Source organism: Streptomyces rishiriensis, assembly GCF_030815485.1.
Lineage (GTDB): Bacteria > Actinomycetota > Actinomycetes > Streptomycetales > Streptomycetaceae > Streptomyces > Streptomyces rishiriensis_A.
Window position 1 is genome coordinate 8,032,671 of the sequence record NZ_JAUSWV010000002.1, and the last position, 17,305, is coordinate 8,049,975.

Annotated in this window: 14 protein-coding genes and 1 pseudogene; 7 read left to right on the forward strand and 8 right to left on the reverse strand. The window is 70.0% G+C overall.

The features are described from left to right. The first annotated feature begins 19 nt into the window (after positions 1-19). A complete protein-coding gene (locus QF030_RS37880) occupies positions 20-901 on the forward strand; it encodes a helix-turn-helix domain-containing protein (RefSeq protein WP_307167087.1) in 882 nt (293 codons plus the stop codon). A 103-nt stretch (positions 902-1,004) separates the two neighbouring features. Here QF030_RS37880 and QF030_RS37885 read toward each other — a convergent pair whose 3' ends face one another. Together QF030_RS37885 and QF030_RS37890 are read right to left on the reverse strand one after the other, a co-directional pair. Continuing rightward, positions 1,005-1,970, reverse strand: coding sequence for a glycoside hydrolase family 6 protein (locus tag QF030_RS37885; RefSeq protein ID WP_307167088.1), 966 nt, complete (start codon positions 1,968-1,970; stop codon positions 1,005-1,007). A 94-nt stretch (positions 1,971-2,064) separates the two neighbouring features. Then, positions 2,065-4,071 carry a non-reducing end alpha-L-arabinofuranosidase family hydrolase gene (locus tag QF030_RS37890; protein WP_307167089.1) on the reverse strand — a complete coding sequence of 669 codons (2,007 nt, stop codon included), beginning with the start codon at positions 4,069-4,071 and terminating at the stop codon, positions 2,065-2,067. Between the two features lie 770 nt (positions 4,072-4,841). Between QF030_RS37890 and QF030_RS37895 the strand changes: the two are divergent. The 3 genes and pseudogenes from QF030_RS37895 to QF030_RS37905 all read left to right on the forward strand — a co-directional run bounded on the left by QF030_RS37895 (position 4,842) and on the right by QF030_RS37905 (position 6,548). Next, positions 4,842-5,406 (forward strand): annotated as a pseudogene (locus QF030_RS37895) (DUF2243 domain-containing protein). An 11-nt stretch (positions 5,407-5,417) separates the two neighbouring features. Next, positions 5,418-6,242, forward strand: a complete 825-nt coding sequence (locus QF030_RS37900) for a cytochrome c oxidase assembly protein (protein ID WP_307167090.1) — start codon at positions 5,418-5,420, stop codon at positions 6,240-6,242. 84 nt (positions 6,243-6,326) lie between these two features. After that, positions 6,327-6,548, forward strand: coding sequence for a hypothetical protein (locus tag QF030_RS37905; protein WP_307167091.1), 222 nt, complete (start codon positions 6,327-6,329; stop codon positions 6,546-6,548). 121 nt (positions 6,549-6,669) lie between these two features. Here QF030_RS37905 and QF030_RS37910 read toward each other — a convergent pair whose 3' ends face one another. After that, entirely contained in the window at positions 6,670-7,014 is a 345-nt protein-coding gene (locus QF030_RS37910; RefSeq protein WP_307167092.1) for a cytochrome C oxidase subunit I, read from the reverse strand. Positions 7,015-7,030: 16 nt separating this feature from the next. After that, a complete protein-coding gene (gene ctaD / locus QF030_RS37915; RefSeq protein WP_307167093.1) occupies positions 7,031-8,740 on the reverse strand; it encodes an aa3-type cytochrome oxidase subunit I in 1,710 nt (569 codons plus the stop codon). Between the two features lie 494 nt (positions 8,741-9,234). Here ctaD and QF030_RS37920 point away from each other — a divergent pair, with 494 nt between their 5' ends. From QF030_RS37920 to QF030_RS37930, 3 genes are all read left to right on the forward strand, one after another. Further along, complete coding sequence (locus QF030_RS37920; RefSeq protein WP_307167835.1) at positions 9,235-10,452, forward strand: PP2C family protein-serine/threonine phosphatase; 1,218 nt, start codon at positions 9,235-9,237, stop codon at positions 10,450-10,452. Between the two features lie 220 nt (positions 10,453-10,672). Beyond that, on the forward strand, positions 10,673-11,437 hold the full coding sequence (locus QF030_RS37925; protein WP_307167094.1) for an alpha/beta hydrolase: 765 nt from the start codon (positions 10,673-10,675) through the stop codon (positions 11,435-11,437). Positions 11,438-11,621: 184 nt separating this feature from the next. After that, positions 11,622-12,002: an antibiotic biosynthesis monooxygenase family protein gene (locus QF030_RS37930; RefSeq protein ID WP_307167095.1), complete on the forward strand. Its 381-nt coding sequence runs from the start codon at positions 11,622-11,624 to the stop codon at positions 12,000-12,002. Positions 12,003-12,120: 118 nt separating this feature from the next. Here QF030_RS37930 and QF030_RS37935 read toward each other — a convergent pair whose 3' ends face one another. From QF030_RS37935 to QF030_RS37950, 4 genes are all read right to left on the reverse strand, one after another. Beyond that, complete coding sequence (locus QF030_RS37935) at positions 12,121-13,359, reverse strand: LLM class flavin-dependent oxidoreductase (RefSeq protein ID WP_307167096.1); 1,239 nt, start codon at positions 13,357-13,359, stop codon at positions 12,121-12,123. Next, positions 13,356-14,774, reverse strand: coding sequence for an NtaA/DmoA family FMN-dependent monooxygenase (locus tag QF030_RS37940; protein WP_307167097.1), 1,419 nt, complete (start codon positions 14,772-14,774; stop codon positions 13,356-13,358). Before QF030_RS37940 ends, QF030_RS37935 begins: the two co-directional genes overlap by 4 nt. Before the next feature lie 90 nt (positions 14,775-14,864). Continuing rightward, entirely contained in the window at positions 14,865-15,770 is a 906-nt protein-coding gene (locus QF030_RS37945; protein ID WP_307167098.1) for a fumarylacetoacetate (FAA) hydrolase, read from the reverse strand. A gap of 61 nt (positions 15,771-15,831) precedes the next feature. Next, positions 15,832-17,136, reverse strand: a complete 1,305-nt coding sequence (locus tag QF030_RS37950) for a pyridoxal phosphate-dependent aminotransferase (RefSeq protein WP_307167099.1) — start codon at positions 17,134-17,136, stop codon at positions 15,832-15,834. Positions 17,137-17,305: the final 169 nt, after the last annotated feature.

Genomic DNA, 17,305 nt, shown 5'->3' on the forward strand with positions numbered 1-17,305 from the left:
CGCGAATTAGAGTGGGGAGATGACCGGGGAACGCAATCCGCTGGGCGACTACGTGCGCGCCCGCCGTGAGCTCGTCACTCCCGAGCAGGTCGGTATTCCCGTGTCGGGAATGAGGCGGGTACCGGGCCTGCGCCGGGAAGAGGTGGCGATGCTCGCCGGCATCAGCGCCGACTACTACCTGCGACTGGAACAGGGCCGGGACCGCAACCCCTCCGTACAGGTCCTCGAGTCCCTCGCCCGGGTGCTGCGTCTCGACGACGACGCCACGGCACACCTGCTGCGCCTCGGCGTCGGCGCACCCCGTCGGCGTCGGCCGCGGCCGCGGCGGGAAACCGTGCCCGAGGGCATGGCGAAGCTCGTCGCCGCCCTTCCGCTGCCCGCGGTCGTCGAGGGCCGTTGCTTCGACGTCCTTGCCGCCAACGCCCTGGCGACCGCGCTGTCGCCGCGGCTCGTGCCGGGAGCCAACCGCCTGCGGGCGGTGTTCCTCGACCCCGCCGAGCAGGCCCTCTACCCGGACTGGGAGGACGCCGCCGGGGGCATGGTCGCCGGCTTCCGCCAGTCCGTCGGCACCGATACGGACGACCCTCGGTTCATCGAACTCGTCGGCGAACTCTCCCTCGCCAGTCCCCATTTCAGCCGGCTGTGGGCCCGCCACGACGTAGAGGCGTGCGAAGGAGCACCCAAGCACATCGACCACCCCCAGGTCGGCCGCCTACGGCTGAACCGGGAGAGGCTGGGCATCGGTGGCACGGCGGGCCAGACGCTCGTCGTCTACCACCCGGATCCCGGCACGGACAGCGCCGAAAAGCTGCTGCTCCTCGCCTCCGCCATACAGACACCGGCCGCGCCCCGGAACACGACCACCGGCGAACAGCCACGAGTGCACGCCGACCCGGGGTGAGTCCGTTCGCCGTCCGGCGGGCGGCGGCGATCGACGGCGCAACGGCCGCGCCGGGGCCGTTGGGTGCAGCCGCGAACCCCGCCCCAACGGTCCCCGGTCGGGATCAGTAGCCGTAGATCATTTTGTAGGCGACTTCGGGAAGGAACTGTCCGGCCGAGGAGCCGCTTCCGACACCGCAATTGCCGTCGGACTCACCCGGGACCTTGATCCACAGGAGCATCTCGGCGCCTCCCCCCAGTCGGGTGGGGGTGCCGATACGGCGGCCTGAGGGATTGCACCACTGGCCGTTGGAACCGTTGCCGTTGCGGCTGGTGTCCACGGCGAACGGCTTGGTGTAGCCGTACCGGGCGTTGAGTTCACTGTTCACGGCGTTGCCGTACGCGGTGTTCTCGGCTGTCGTCAGGTAGTTGGAGACGTTGAGCGAGAAGCCGTGGGCCTGTCGCAGGCCGGCTTCGTGGAGGCGCTGGGCCATGGTCGCAGCGCTCGCCCAGCCGGGATTGCCGGCGTCGAGATAGACCCAGGTGTGGGGAGCCCGGCGGTTGAACTCGGCGAGCGCGCCGGTGAGCATGGCCTCGCGTTCGTCGATCTGGGCCTGGTTCATGCAGCCGTAGTCCCCCAGGGAGTCCGGCTCCAGGACGACGACGGCCGGGCGGTCGGCGATCCCGCCCGCGAACTGGGCGACCCAGTCCGCGTAGGCGGACGGTGAGGAGGCTCCGCCCGCGGAGTGCCCGCCGCAGTAGTCGCGGTGGTAGATGTTGTAGGCGACGAGGATGGGCAGTTTGTCCCGGGCGTCAGCGGCTCCCACGTACGCGCCGGTGGCGGTGCCGATGGTGCCGCTCCAGGAGCCGAACCAGCGGGCCGTCGGGGTGTTGGCGATGGAGGCGCCGACCGCGGGCGCCCGCCCGTCGCCGGGGTTGGCGGCGACCCACCGCTTCGCGCTGGAGTCGGGGTCCACGTAGAACCCGTTGGTCATGGTCGTCGGGTCGGCCGCGTGGGCGGTCGGTGCGGCGGCGAACGCCAGCGGCAGCGAGGAGAGCGCTGCTGCCAGGGCGAGCAGTCTGCGGCGCATGACGGTACCTCGGTTCTCTGACGGGGATGCTTTCGATGGTCGGCGGTGAGGGTGGGGAGCGCTCCCGTCGGAAGCGCCCCCACGGCTTGGTCGGTCAGCAGGTCGAGTTGGCCTGGGTCAGGAGTCCGAGCCGCCACGGCAGGAGGTTGTAGTCGCCGCCCGCGTTGGGATTCAAGCCCTGGTAGAGGTACTGGAGCCGGCAGGCGGGGATGGTGAGCGTCTGGTCGTAGCCCGCGCGGATCATCTCGCCGTGGCTGATGTCCCGGGTCCAGGCACCGGCGGGGAACGTGACGTTGCTCGACCTGGCGAACGGGTTGCCCTCGGACGCGGCCAGGGGCGTCCAGGAGCCGGCGAGGCTGCTCGCGGACCAGGAGCGGAAGTAGCGCCGGCCGTCCGAGCCGATGGCCTCGACGAGGAGCAGGTACTGGTTGCTGCCCTGCACCTTGTAGACGTTGCTCGCTTCGAACATGGCGTACTTGGAGTCCTGGGCCGCGATGACGGTGTCGGTGAAGCCGTTGGGGAACTGGCCGACGGTCGTGCGGGAGCGGTACAGGTGGCCGTTGTCGTCGGAGGAGAACAGGTAGCAGTTGGCGCTGTCGCAGATCACCCACATGTCGACCCAGTAGCCGTTGCCGATGTTCTGCCGGATGATGTCCGGCATCGACGAGTAGAAGGTGCGCGGGGCGCTCCACCCGTTGGGATTGCTGATGTCCGGGTTCGTGGAGTACGAGGCGTTGCCGGTCTGGTAGACGAGGTACCACAGGCGTTGCGGCGCGTTGTAGAACACCTGCGGCGCGGCCCGGTAACCCGTGCCGATGGCGCTGCGGTCCAGGTAGTGGTGGGTGGCGGAGCCCGCCTGGGACCAGTCGCCGAAGTTCAGGTAGACCAGGTTGTAGCCGGAGGAGCTCGCGGTACTGGCGAACACGTGGTACTTGCCGTCGTAGTGGACGACCGTCGGATCCTTGATGCCGGCGATGTTGTGGGTCGGGTCCGGCTTCGGCGAGATCAGCGGGCCGCTGGAGCTCCACGAGTAACGGCCGGGCAGGGCGCGCGTGTCGGAGGTGCCGTCCGTGGCGGCGGGCGTGCCGCCCAGCGTCGTCAGCACCGCGTTGTACGCCGACTTCTTGGTGCCGTTGCGGTCGAACAGCAGGGGGTTCTCGCCGCTGCGCCAGGAGTCGCTGTCGCGAATGCCCCAGACGGTGATGCCGGTGCAGCGCGTGACGTTCATGCAGGCCCTGACCGTGTTCGTGTACGCGGTCGGCGACGCCTGCGCGATGTCGAGTTCGGTGATCTGGACGTCCACGCCGAGGGCGGCGAAGTTCGACAGCGTCGTTTGGAAAGTCGACGGCGGGCCGCCGGCGCCGAAGTGGGCCTGGAGGCCGACGCAGTCGATGGGCACGCCGCGAGCCTTGAAGTCGCGCACCATGCGGTACACGCCCTGGGTCTTGGCGGCGTTCCAGTCCTCGATGCTGTAGTCGTTGTAGCAGAGCTTGGCCGCCGGGTCGGCGGTCCGGGCCGTGCGGAACGCCTGCTCCAGGAAGCCGTCGCCGAGTACGTCCCGGAAGACCGAGCTGCGCAGCCGGCCGCTGGTGCCGTCGGCGAAGGCCTCGTTGACCACGTCCCAGGAGTGGATCCGGCCCTTGTAGCGGTTCATCACGGTGGTGATGTGGTTGTTCATCACGACGCGCAAGGTGTTCGCGTCCCTGATGGAGCCGACCCAGCCGGGCAGCTGGGAGTGCCACACCAGGGTGTGGCCACGCATGCGCTGACCATGGGACGTCGCACGGTTGACGATCTGGTCGGCAGGGCCGAAGTTGAACGAGCCGCGGGACGGCTCGGTCGTGTCCCACTTCATCTCGTTCTCGGGTGTGACCGACGTGAACTCGCGGTCCAGGATGCCGGTGTACGTACCGTCGCCGAGCCGGCCCGCGGACACGGCGGTGCCGAAGTACCGTCCGGACTGGGCCGCTTGGGTGCCCAGGGTGGAGGCCTGTACGGCGTCGGGCGCGCCGGTCGCGGTCCCGGGTGTCGCCAGGACGGTCGCGGCCAGCAGGCCCAGGACGGCGGTTCGGCGACAGCCGAGCCGTTTGAGCGGGTTCATGTTTCTCCCTGTGGGGTGGTGGGGGGTTGGGTGCTGCGGTCGGAGGAGCACTTCAGGGCGCGATCAGCTCGAGATCGCGGGAAGCGGACGGCGCCGCCGAGCCGGCCCTGGGGCCGTGTGCCGCCGTCGGAGGAAGCAGGGCGCCGGCGGCCGGGCCGGTCGCGGTCGTCAGTGCGCGCCGATGGCTCAGCATGTGATGCGTCCATGACATCCACGCATGCGGCGTTCTCCCTCTGTGGTCCAGCCGTCGGTGGTTGGAGTTGTCCGGAGGTGCCCTGCTGGTTCGCGCAAATTCGCGCGGGGAGGAGTCTCTGTTCTGTATGCGAAATTTCGAACAGGGATCGGCTTGTCGAGCATTCTGGATGATAGGAGGCCTATGTTCCCCGTCAATACCTCACGCACGAATCGCCATGGGCGCCGAAACATTCGAAGGGCTTGATCCGGTGCCCTCGCAGGTCAATTGCCCGGATGACGCAGTTGCGCCACCATCTCCGAGCCTATTTGGCCGGATCGTGGGGGCGGCTCGGCGACGGGGTTGACATGTTTGCCCGCACCTCTAGTCTCCGTGAGACTCCTATTTTCCGAATGACTCACGAAATTTCGAACCGTCCTGCTCTGCTCGTTCGTGTCATGGACGTGACATAGATCGTGGCCGGTTCCGGGCGGCTGATGGGCCGAATGAGGGCATGCGCACGGCGTGAGTGGTGCGGAGAGGGGAACCTGCGACTGAGGCAACTTCCAGCGGAGTCCAGAAGCAGGAGCGGAGAGCGATGGCCACTACGACCGGCGAGGCGCGGGCCGGGCTCTCGCAGCCCAGAAGTATCCAGCTGCCGGGCATAGTGCTCGGAGTGGGAATGGGCGGGTTCGTCGACGGCATCCTGCTGCATCAGCTGCTGCAGTGGCACCACATGCTGAGCAGCACCAACCAGGACCACATCGGCGTGAAGTACTACAACCCCCACACCGTCTCCGGCCTGGAGATGAACACGCTGTGGGACGGCATCTTCCACACCGTGTGCTGGCTCTCGGTCCTGACCGGGCTCGCCGTCCTGTACTCGAGAGTCACCCACAACCGACGGCGGGTGTGGACCTCCCCGGGTGCTGTGGGGCTGGATGCTCGTCGGCTGGGGCTTGTTCAACCTGGTCGAAGGCGTCCTGGACCACCACATCCTCGGCATCCACCACGTCCACGCCGGAGACGGCCAGGTGTGGTGGGACATCGGCTTCCTCGTCCTGGGCGCCTTGCTGGTCGTGGGCGGCTACCTGCTGCAGCGCAGCGGCCGGCCCTTCGATCAGAACGCGCCTTCCGGTCGGAGCGCGAGCCGGCGCAGCTGATGCACCACGACATGCCCGCCCACGGGCACCACGCGGGCAGCGGCCTCGTCGAGTGGCTGCTGCCGGCCCTCCTCCTGCTGACCGCTGCCGGTGCCTACGTGCTGCTCGCCCGCCGGGCCGGCCGCCGCAACCCTGGCCTGGGATGGAACCGGTGGCGGACGACCAGCTTCCTGACCGCCGTCGTCCTGCTCGGCGTCGCGTTGCTGCCGCCCGTGGCCCCGTTGGCGCACGAGGACTTCCGCGGCCACATGGTCCAGCACATGCTCATCGGCATGTACGCGCCGCTCGCGCTCGTCCTGGCCGCCCCCGTCACCCTCCTCCTGCGCACCCTGCCCACGGCCCGGGGGCGGCAGCTGACCGCCGTACTGCACAGCGCACCCTCCCGCGCGCTCACCCATCCCGTGGTCGCGCTGGCGCTGTCCACGGGGAGCCTCGTGGTCCTGTACTTCACCCCCCTCTACAACGCGACGATGGGCAACCCGGCAGCGCATTGGCTGCTGCACGCACACTTCCTGCTGTCCGGATGTCTCTTCGCCTACGTCATCGCCGGTCCCGACCCGGCGCCCGCGCGGCCGTCGGTGCGGGCCCGGCTGGTCTGCCTCGGTGTCGCGATCGCGGCCCATGCGGCGATCTCCCAGCTGATGTACGGCGGTTTCTGGGTGGACGTCCACGCACCCATCCACCAGGTCCGAACAGCCGCGGAGGTCATGTACTACGGCGGGGACGTCGCCGAACTGCTGCTGGCCGCCGCTCTGGTCGCCACCTGGCGCCCCGACCACCGGCGCCGCGTGTCGGGCGGCCTGCCTGCTTCCCGGCAGTCACCGGCGCCCACCTGATCAGCGGACGGCGCAGCCCCTGCCGGAGGGGGAGGGAGACGGCCGGTCTCGCTGATTCGGCCGGGTCGGGTACATGCTGGAGGAGTGAGCAGTGCACCGATCGCCGTGCATCGGCCGTCTCGTTCGGGCGGTCGACGCGTGACCGCGCACACCCACGGGCGGGACGAGATTCTCGGTGTGGCCTACAGCGACCAGGATCTGATCGTGTTCCTCGAGGGCGCGGGCATCCACGACCCCGACGCCGTCCTGGACGACCCGCGGTGGGTGGAGTGGCGCGGAGGCCACGCGCACGAGTGGACGGATTGACGCCTGCTGCGACCTGCTCGAACGCTGTAGGACAGGGACCGTCACCCACCGTGTACGGGTCCCCCGCCGGCCGGCCCGTTCGTCCGCGGCAAGCGGACCGGCGGAGGGACGAGGCGCTCCTTCACCACGTCGACAACACGATGGCCACCGTGGTGAGAACCGCGCAGACAGTCAGTGTCAGACCCAGACAGCGGCGTCGCAGCTGCTGGTAGCGGTGCTCGTACTCGGCGCGCAGGGACAGGCTGCGGGCCGCGACGCGCTCGAGATCCTGTCGGGCGCGTTGCAGACTGTCGGCGACGTAGTGGGATTCGATCTCCGTGCGCTGGGACGTCGTCAGCCACTCCATCGGCCGGACGAAGTCCCGCGCACGCTGCTCCGCTTCCGCGATCCGGGCCTGCCACAGCAGGTATCCCTCCACCGTGTTGCCGAGTTCGCTCGCGGTACCCCGCTTCGGCGGACCGCTCACCGCGTACCTTCGCCGGTCACGCGCGGACGCCGTGGGCCTCGGCTTCGGCCATCGCGATGTCGGGGTGGTGCAGGTCGAACGCCGGGGATTCGCTGCGGATCCGCGGCAGGGTGAGGAAGTTGTGGCGCGGCGGCGGGCAGGAGGTCGCCCACTCCAGGGAGCGGCCGTAGCCCCACGGGTCGTCGACGCCGACCGGTTTGCCGTAGCGGGCCGTCTTCCACACGTTGTAGAGGAAGGGCAGCATCGACAGGCCCAGGAGGAAGGAGCTGATCGTCGAGATCGTGTTCAGGGCGGTGAAGCCGTCGACCGCGAGGTAGTCGGCGTACCGGCGGGGCATGCCCTCGGCGCCCAGCCAGTGCTGGATCAGGAAGGTGCCGTGGAAACCGATGAACAGCGTCCAGAAGGTGATCTTGCCGAGGCGCTCGTCGAGCATCTTGCCGGTGAACTTCGGCCACCAGAAGTGGAAGCCGGCGAACATCGCGAAGACGACGGTGCCGAAGACGACGTAGTGGAAGTGCGCCACCACGAAGTAGGAGTCGGACACGTGGAAGTCCATCGGCGGCGAGGCCAGGATGATGCCGGTCAGACCACCGAAGAGGAACGTGACGAGGAAGCCCGTCGCCCACAGCATCGGTGTCTCGAAGGACAGCGAGCCCTTCCACATGGTTCCGATCCAGTTGAAGAACTTCACACCCGTCGGGACGGCGATGAGGAAGGTCATGAAGGAGAAGAACGGCAGCAGCACGCCACCCGTGACGAACATGTGGTGCGCCCACACCGTCACGGAGAGCCCGGCGATCGAGATGGTCGCCGCGACCAGGCCCATGTAACCGAAGACCGGCTTGCGGGAGAACACCGGGATGATCTCGGTGACGATTCCGAAGAACGGCAGGGCGATGATGTACACCTCCGGATGGCCGAAGAACCAGAAGAGGTGTTGCCACAGCAGTGGGCCGCCGTTGGCCGCGTCGAAGACATGGGCGCCGAACTTGCGGTCCGCCTCCAGGGCGAACAGCGCGGCCGCGAGGACCGGGAAGGCCAGCAGGACCAGGACACCGGTCAGCAGGACGTTCCAGGTGAAGATCGGCAGGCGGAACATCGTCATGCCGGGCGCGCGCATGCAGATGATCGTGGTGATGAAGTTGACCGAGCCGAGGATGGTGCCGAAGCCGGAGAAGGCCAGACCCATGATCCACAGGTCGGCGCCCAGACCCGGGGTGCGGACCGCGTCCGACAGCGGGGTGTAGGCGAACCAGCCGAAGTCGGCCGCGCCCTGCGGGGTGAGGAAGCCGGCCACGGCGATCGACGAGCCGAACAGATAGAGCCAGTAGGCGAACATGTTCAGCCGCGGGAAGGCGACGTCCGGAGCGCCGATCTGGAGCGGCATGATCCAGTTCGTGAAGCCGGCGAACAGCGGCGTCGCGAACATCAGCAGCATGATCGTGCCATGCATCGTGAACAACTGGTTGTACTGCTCGTTCGAGATCAACTGCAGGCCCGGACGGGCGAGTTCGGCACGCATGAGCAGCGCCATCACGCCACCGATCAGGAAGAACACGAACGACGTGCTCAGGTACAGCGTGCCGATCGTCTTGTGGTCGGTGGTCGTCAGCCACTTCACCACCACGTTGCCGGGCTGCCTGCCCTTCACCGGCAGTTCGTTCTGGTACGCGTCCTCGGCTGCTGCCGGTGCACCGTGGGGTTGGGATTCGTCGAGGGTGCTCAAAGGTGGTCCGTCTCTCGATGCTCGCGGTTCGCTCACGCCTTGACGTCAGCCACTCGACATCCTCGCGGTGAGAGGGACGGCGTTCACGCCCGGAGTAGTCGAGCATCGGCCGATCGCGTGACCGGGCCACCCGGACGGAGCAACGGAGCTCGCGTTGCCGTGGCCGTCGAGGTACCCGTCGAGACCGGCCGCTGGTCGCGGAGCCGGCATCGCAGGTTGCCGCAGGGCTGCGGTGGTCGTCGGCGGGCGGCGGTCGGCAGCTGTGCCGGCTGACCGTCCGGCGGTCGCGGCGGCCCTCGCCGGACACCGGCTGTTCCTCCGCGAGGTGCAGCCGGTTGCCGGGGGTGCGTGGCAGCGGCGTACGCTGGCGGTGACAGCCGGATGGGCTTCTCGTCGTCTGCCGTGCGCATGTCGGTCCTCTTGTGGGTCGACGGACGCGGGCAGTCCCCTTTGGATGGGGTTCTGCTGTGGCAGTGTACGAAGATCCGGCGCGGATGCTGACCGCGCTGACCCGGGCCAGTCATCTGATGGCGTTCGAGCAGATGCCCGCCGTGGTGGCCGCCCATGCCGAGCGCGCGGGCCTGGGCCGGACCAGCATTTTCCTGGCCGACCTGCAGGAGGACGTGCTGCGTGAGGTGACCGGTCGGGGCGTCAACGCGGGGCAGGGGGGCGAGGAGCTGCGCATCGACGGCACCCTGGCGGGCCGGGCCTATCAGAAGGGTCTGGGCGGTGCCCTCTCGGACGGCCGGGGACGGCACTGGGTGCCGGTGGTGGACGGCACCGAACGCCTGGGCGTCCTGCGCGTCGACACCACCGCGGACGGTGCGGCCGGCGGCGAGGCGCGGCAGGATCTCGCGTCCCTGGTGGGGCTGCTCCTGGTCTCCAAACGCAGCTACAGCGATTCCTACGCCCGGCTGACCCGTATCCGGCCGATGAGTCCGTCCGCGGAGATGCAGTGGACGTTGATGCCGCCCCAGACGTTCTCCGACGGCAGAGTGACGATCGCCGCGGCGATGGAACCGGCCTACGAGACGGCCGGCGACGCCTTCGACTACGCGCTGGCGGAGGATACCCTCCATCTGGCCGTCTTCGACGCCATGGGGCACGACACCGGGGCCGGGCTGACCGCGAATCTTGCCATCGCGACCTGCCGCAGCCACCGCCGACGCGGAGCGGGCCTCAGCGAGGCCGGGGACGCTGTGGAGGCCGCCCTGCTCGAGCAGTTCGACCACAGTCGCTACGCCACCGGCATCCTCGCCGACCTTCATCTCACCACCGGCCGACTGAGCTGGATCAACTACGGCCACCCGCCGCCGGTGCTGATCCGCGGTGGCCGCTGGACCACCACCCTGGCCTGTCGACCCACCCATCCGATGGGCACCGACCTCGGCCTGCGCGCAGTCGTCTGCCAGGAGCAGCTCGAACCCGGTGACCGGCTGCTGTTCTATACCGACGGCATCACCGAAGCCCGTGACGCGAAGGGGCATCTGTTCGGACGCGAGCGCTTCGTCGACTTCATCGTCCGTCAGCACGCCGACGACATTCCGCTGCCCGAAACCCTGCGTCGCCTGATCCACTCGGTCCTCCACTACCACGACGGGCGGCTCGAGGACGATGCGACGGTCCTGTGCTGTGCCTGGCACGGCGACGACGCCCGTGCCCCGGCCGCCCCGGGGGCGGGCAGGACCCGAAAGAGTCCGGACAGTGGGTGAGCAAGGGGCCTGCCGGGAGGGGTGATCAGCGGTGAGGAAAAGGGGTCGAGCGACGCTGATCGGCCTGGTAGCTTGCGGTGGACCGTGACACCGCCCGAGGAGGTGAGATCCATGAACGCTGTATCGACATGGGTGCTCCCCCCTCCCTTCACGGCCGGCGATTGACGTAGGTGTCGCCGGGAGCGCCTCGACAACTAGGCCCTTCCGAAAGGCAACACCTGTGCACTCTCCGCAGTTCACCGCCGAGTCGTCCTCGAACGGCATGGTCGAGCGCGACTTCACCGTGGGCGAGGTCCCCGGCGTTCTGTGGTCGCCGGCCTCCGGCGCCGATGGCGCGCCCCTGGTCCTGCTGGGCCACGGCGGCGGCAACCACAAGAGGCATCCGGCGATGGCGGGACGCGCTCGTCTTCTCGTGACCGGCTGCGGCTTCCATGCCGCCGTCATCGACGCGCCCGGCCACGGCGACCGGCCGCGCACCGCGCACGACGAGCAGGAGATCGCCGAGCTGCGCAGGGCGCAGGCGGCGGGCGAGCCGGAAGGCCCGGTCGTCGTTCGCTACAACGCCCGTCTGGCGGAGCTCGCCGTGCCCGAGTGGCAGGCGACCCTCGACGCCCTTCAGCAACGTCCCGAGATCGGCGCCGACGGGCCGGTGGGCTACTTCGGCATCGGCCTGGGCACCGCGATCGGGGTGCCGCTGGTGGCGGTCGAGCCCAGGATCACGGCCGCGGTCTTCGGCCTGATGTGGCCCGATGCCCTGGTCGAGACGGCGCGCCGGATCACCGTCCCGATCGAGTTCGGGCTGCAGTGGGACGACGAGCGCATCCCGCGCGAAGCCGGTCTCGCGCTGTTCGACGCCTTCGCGTCGAAGGAGAAGACGTTGCACGCCAACGCGGGCAAGCACGTCGACTTCCCCAGGTTCGAGGCCGACAGCGCGGTCCGGTTCTTCGCCCGGCATCTTGGCCGGGTGGTCACCTCACCGGCCTGAAGGTGAGCGGCAGCGGCGTCCGAACCGCGAAATCGGGCGCCGCTGCCGCGGTCCGTGTCGGGGCGGCACATCGCTCACCCGGGAGGAGGGGGCACTCGGGCGGCTTCGGCCGAGGGCCCTGCGCCATGTGTCTCGTTCGGAAAGACGCTGGATCGCTTGGCACCTCCCGCCTTACGGTGACGCCATGAGCAATCACTCCGAAGCGCCTGTCACGCCCGTCGAGGCCTTTGAACCCCCTTACTACGCGGCTGTGTTCACTACGGTGCGGACCCAGGAGCAGAGCGGTTACAGCGAGACCAACGCACGCATGGAAGACCTGGTGAAGGACGTCCCCGGGTTCCTGGGGATGGACCACGCCCAGACTCCTGGCGGACTGGGCATCACCGTCGGGTACTTCCGCGACGCCGACGCCCTCACGGAGTGGCGGCGCAACGTCGAGCACCGCGCGGCGCAGAAGCGCGGGCAGGCCGAGTGGTACCAGAGCTATACGCTGCATGTGGCGAAGGTGGAGCGGAGCCACGGGTTCACGCGAGCGCAGGTCCCGCAGATCCCGGCAGCAGGCTGACCGACTGCCGTCATGTCGGCGGCAGTTCCGTCGCAGAGTTGCATCGACGGGTCGGCGTGCCGTTCATGAACAGGATGCGGCCGGGGCAGAACCGTGGTGTTCTGCCCCGGCCGCACGGTCAGGCACTCGGGACGGCGGACGGACGGTCGTGCCGGTGCGCGTAGCGGCTGTCGGGGCGTCGGAGGCCCAGATGACCGCGAAGGGTCGTGGCGTCGTACGCGGTGCGGAAGACGCCGCGGCGCTGCAGTTCCGGGACCAGGCCTCGGGTGATCGCGGCGAGGTCGTGCGGGAGCGTGCCGGGGCGCAGCCGGAAGCCGTCCAGGCCGGCGGTGCGCCAGGAGAGCAGCAGGTCGGCCAGGTCGCCGGGAGTGCCGGTGAAGATCTCCGCGTCGGAGGCGAGCTCGCCGCCGTTCAGCTCGTCCAGCCGGGACTTGCGGCGGGCGGCGGCGCCCGGCTCGTCGTCCAGGAAGACCAGGAGATCCGCGAACTTCTTCAGGGGCCACTCCCGCTCGTTCCTGCCGATCCTCTCCACGGCCTCGCCGACCTGCGCGAGGATCGCCTCGGCGCCCGCGTGGTCGTGCGGTGTGACGTAGACGAGATCGGAGCCGCCCGCCGCGAACTCGTACGGGGTGGACGCGTGGGCGAGGCTCGTCACCACGGGTCGGCCCTGCGGAGGGCGGGGCGTGATCGAGGGGCCCTTCACGCTGAAGTACGTGCCCTCGAAGTCGATGTGGTGCAGCTTGTCGCGGTCGATGAAACGGCCTGTGGCCGCGTCCCGTATCTCCGCGTCGTCCTCCCAGCTGTCCCACAGCCGTCGGGCCACCTCCACCACGTCGGCGGCCTCCGCGAACAGGGGGCGCAGCCGCGCGGCTATCAGTTCCGGGTCGCGTACGTCCTCCTCCGTGAGCTGGGGCGTCGTGCGGCGGCCGAACAGGGCCGCGTCGGCGGCCCGTGCGGAGATCTGCGGGCGCCAGCCCGCGCGGCCCTTGCTGGCGTGGTCGAGCGTGGCGATGCCGATGGCGAGGTGGAACGGTTCGGTGTGCGTGACGTTCGTGGTCGGGACCAGGCCGATGTGCGTGGTGAGTGGGGCGAGGTGGGCCGCGAGCAGCACCGCGTCCAGGCTGCCTCTGACCTGGTCGGTGCGTTCGTCGGGCCGGTGGAAGGCGGCGGACTGGAGGCCGAGGGGATCCTCGAGGGTGACGAAGTCGAGCAGACCGCGCTCGGCCTCGGTGACCAGGTCTGCCCAGTACGCGGCGGTGAGGAGCTCGCCGGGCCGGGCGCCCTCGGCCCGCCAGGCCGCCGGGTGCCAGCCCGCGCCGTCGAGGGCGACGGCGAGATGCAGCGGGGTGCCGGTCATGACGCCTCCTTCTCACTCCGCACAGGCCGTTCGCCGGGCACGGGTCGCGTATCGCGTGCGGGAGCGTTCAGGCCCAGGTGGTCCCGCAGTGTCGTCCCCGTGTACTCCTGGCGGAACACGCCCTTCTCCTGCAGCAGCGGAACCACTCGGTCCACCAGGTCGTCGAGGCCGCCGGGCGTCAGATGGGGTACGAAGACGAAGCCGTCGGCGCCGTCGCTCTGCACGAAGTGGTCGATGGCGTCGGCGACGGTACGGGGACTGCCGACGAAGGTCTGGCCGCCGCCGACCTCGATGATCAGCTCACGGATGCTCAGACCCCGCTCCTCGGCGAGCTTCCGCCACCGCCGAGCCGTCTCGCCGCGGCCCTTGCGGAACACCGAGTGTCCCTCGAGGACGAGGGATTCGGCCTCGGGTTCGACATCGGGCAGCGGACCGTCCGGGTCGTACGCGGAGAGGTCTCGTCCCCAGACGGCTTCCAGATGCGCGATCGCGGTCTGCGGGCTCACCTGGGCGCGGGTGATCTCGTCGGCGTACGCCGCGGCCTCCTCGTCGGTGTCGGCGATGACGGCGGTGGCGGTGGGGAGGATCTTGAGCTCGTGTTCGGCCCGGCCGTGCCCGGCCAGGCGGCCCTTCACGTCCCGGTAGAAGTCGCGCGCCTCGTCGAGCCGGTTGTACTTGCTGAAGATGACGTCGGCGTCGGACGCGGCGAACTCGCGCCCCTGATCGGATTCCCCGGCCTGGATGATCACGGGGTGCCCCTGCGGGCCGCGCGGGGCGGAGAACCGCCCGGAGACGTCGAAGTGCGGGCCGCGATGAGCGAACCGGCCGGCTCCCGGCAGCAGGAAGTCCCCCGCCTTCGGGTCGGCGCGCACGTCGCCGTCGCGCCAGCTGTCCCACAACGTGCGGGCGACGTCCAGGAATTCGGCCGCGCGGGTGTACCGGTCGGACTCGGCGAGGAAGCCGCCGCGACGGAAGTTCTCGCCGGTGAACGCGTCGAAGCTGGTGACCACGTTCCAGGCGGCACGCCCGCCGCTGAGGTGGTCGAGGGTCGCGAGCCTGCGGGCCACGTCGTAGGGCTCGTTGAAGGTGGCGTTGACCGTGGCGGCCAGACCCAGGTGTGTGGTGACGGCGGCGAGCGCGCTGAGCACCGTCAGGTTTTCCGGGCGTCCCACCACGTCGAGGTCGTAGACCTGGCCCTTGTGTTCGCGTGGCCGCAGGCCCTCGGCGAGGAAGAAGAAGTCGAACTTGCCCCGTTCGACGGTCTGTGCGAGTCGGATGAACGAGTCGATGGCGATCTGGCTGCGGGATCGCGAGTCCGACCACACGGTCACGTTGTGGATGCCGGGCAACTGTGCCGCGAGGTGCACCTGTTTCTTCCCGGCCTGTGCTTCGGCCTTCTTTCCTGCGGCGGGCACTGTGCCATCTCCTTCTCCGAGAGGTTTCCAAGAGCGTGCACGGGCCGGTGCGCGCGTGCACAGGCCCGGACGCCGGTTTTCATGAGCCGTTCATGCCACTGAGACGTATCGCACCGCGTTCTCGAAGGCCACGCCGTGGCTCTTCACGTCGATGGCCACGCGGTCGCCGTCGGCGATGCGGAACCCGTCGTGGAAGCTGGCCTCGTCGGCGCCCAGAAGGACGTAGTTGACCAGGCCGGGCCGGCGTACCGCCGGGAACGAGAACAGGTGGTCCACCATGTCCTGCACCCGGTAGTACAGGGCGTCGCCGCCGCAGTCGAAACTGCCTTCCCAGGCCGTCGCGCCGTCCCGCACGATGGTCACCCGACCCGTCACCGTGCGCGGCGGTGCGCCGAGGAACAGCCAGGGCGTGAGAGCGGTGTCGCACAGCTTGCAGTACGGGTTGTAGCCGGGGTCCTGACGGTGCAGGCCGATGTCGCAGAGGTCGTTGCCGAAGGTGTAACCCGCGTAGTGCGGTCGGCCGTCGGCATCGTTGACGTAGACGAGGGCGACCTCCGGCTCCTCGATGAGAGCGACGGGACGGGCGGGGACGTCCAGTGTCTCGCCCGGCAGCCGCACCCAGTCGCCGAACCCCTTGAAGAACCACTTGGGCGGCGTGAACTCGCCGTCCACCGGAGCGCTCTGGCCACCCCACTTCTTCTTGTGCGTGCCCATGAACCCGCTCAGCAGGGCGTTGCCCGTGACCGTCGGCAGCAGCGGCGGCAACAGGCGCAGCTCCGGGTCCCCGGCCGCGACGGTGATCGTCTCCGCGCCCTCGGTGACGGCGGCCCTCAGGGCGGTCTGCGAGCCGTCGGCGGCGATGAACGCGGCGGCGAGCTGCCCGTCGGCCACCCGGTACAGGGTCTGCGGCGCGCTGGGCTCGGGCCTGCCGAAACCGACGTAGCGGCCGCCCCTGTGGACGGCCTCGAACAGGACGGGAGGAAGGGACTGGGACATGGGAACTCCTTGGGCGTTGTCGGGCGTCGGGGGGGTGTTGCCGGGTCGGGGCCGTCGACGGTCAGGGCTCCGGTACACGGGCGGGAACGCGAGCCGTCGAGTTCGTGAGGCCGGACAGCACCTCGCCGATCCGTTCGACCGCCTCGCGGATCCACGGCAGTTCGAGCGGGTCCGGCGCTGCCAGGGCGGTCGTGCGCCGCTCGTCCGAGTCGCCGTAGAGACGGCTGGTCGCCGCGCGGATCCGCAGACTGCTCCGGGGCTCCCCGAACGCGTCGGCCGGCAGGACGCCGACTCCGTGGCGTTCGAGGAGGAGGTGGGCCAGGCCGCTGCCGTCGCGCACGCCGTGCCGCTCCGCCAGGTGAGCGCGCAGGGGCTCGAAGTCCGGGTAGAGGTAGCAGGTGGCGCTCACGGGGTGCAGGGCCGCTCCCGCTCCGGTGAAGCGGTCGGCGACCGCGCGCACCACCGCCTCGTGCAGCCGGCGGCTTCGCGCGATGTGTTCGGTGATCTCCGGCGGCTCGCCGAACGCGTATGCGGCCGCGACCTGCACGGGCGCCGGCGGGCTGGACCAGATCTGGCTGGCGACGGAGACGAGGCGGGTGTGCAGCGCTCGCCCGATGTCACTGTCGGGCAACCGCGCCACGCCGGTGCGCCAGCCGCCGAGTGCCAGGTTCTTGGTGAGCCCGGTCGTGACCACGGTGCGCTCGGGCGCGTGCACCGCCGGGGAAACGGCGGGCCCGGAGGTGTCGTACACCAGGTCGCAGTAGATCTCGTCGGAGACGACGACCAGGTCCAGTTCGCGGGCCACGGCCGCGAATCGCCGCACGGTGTCGGGTGCCGCGACGGTGCCGGTCGGGTTGTCCGGCACCGTGACCACGACGGAGCGCGGGTTCCGCCCGGCCGCGCGCGCCACGGTGACCGCTTCGCGCAGCCGCTCCGGGTCGGGCACCCCGCCCTGGCCCGGCAGGATCGGCACGGGGACGGGACGGGCTCCCACGAGCCGGGCCTGCGCCGCGTAGCTGACCCAGCTCGGCACGGGCACGACCACGTCCCCTCCGATGGCGAGGAACAGGGCGAACAGAAGGGCCTTGCTGCCCGGCCCGGCCACGACGAGCCCCGGTTCGACGCCGAGGCCGCGTCGCTGCCAGTACCCGGCGGCCGCGGCGCGCAGTGCCGGGCTTCCGGCGACGGGACCGTACGCGTTCTCGTCGGCCGCGGCGGCGAGCCGTTCGCGCAACGCGGGGTGGACGGGCAGACCGATCTCCCCGCTCGTCATCGCCAGGACCCGCTCCCCGGCCCGTCGTCTGCGGGCCAGGACCTCGTCGGCGGCGAGGGTCGCCGACATGGAGACGGGTGCGGGTGTGGACATGGGCGCTCCAACGGACGAGGGACGTGACCGGGCGGGCGGGACGGACCGGGTGGGGGGGGAGCGACGGGTTTCGCGAGTCGCGGGCCCCGGAGGGGGTCGAGGAAATCGGGGCGGGGGAGCTGGGGGATGGCCCGGGCAGGGCGGGTGACGCGCCCGGACGGCGATCGGG

What these genes read in the sequence shown, in the direction of transcription:
- QF030_RS37880 (WP_307167087.1), top strand. Translation starts at nt 20, where the DNA reads ATGACCGGGGAACGCAATCCGCTGGGCGACTACGTGCGCGCCCGCCGT.
- QF030_RS37885 (WP_307167088.1), bottom strand. Translation starts at nt 1,970, where the DNA reads ATGCGCCGCAGACTGCTCGCCCTGGCAGCAGCGCTCTCCTCGCTGCCG.
- QF030_RS37890 (WP_307167089.1), bottom strand. Translation starts at nt 4,071, where the DNA reads ATGAACCCGCTCAAACGGCTCGGCTGTCGCCGAACCGCCGTCCTGGGC.
- QF030_RS37900 (WP_307167090.1), top strand. Translation starts at nt 5,418, where the DNA reads ATGCCCGCCCACGGGCACCACGCGGGCAGCGGCCTCGTCGAGTGGCTG.
- QF030_RS37920 (WP_307167835.1), top strand. Translation starts at nt 9,235, where the DNA reads ATGCTGACCGCGCTGACCCGGGCCAGTCATCTGATGGCGTTCGAGCAG.
- QF030_RS37930 (WP_307167095.1), top strand. Translation starts at nt 11,622, where the DNA reads ATGAGCAATCACTCCGAAGCGCCTGTCACGCCCGTCGAGGCCTTTGAA.
- QF030_RS37935 (WP_307167096.1), bottom strand. Translation starts at nt 13,359, where the DNA reads ATGACCGGCACCCCGCTGCATCTCGCCGTCGCCCTCGACGGCGCGGGC.
- QF030_RS37945 (WP_307167098.1), bottom strand. Translation starts at nt 15,770, where the DNA reads ATGTCCCAGTCCCTTCCTCCCGTCCTGTTCGAGGCCGTCCACAGGGGC.
- QF030_RS37950 (WP_307167099.1), bottom strand. Translation starts at nt 17,136, where the DNA reads ATGTCCACACCCGCACCCGTCTCCATGTCGGCGACCCTCGCCGCCGAC.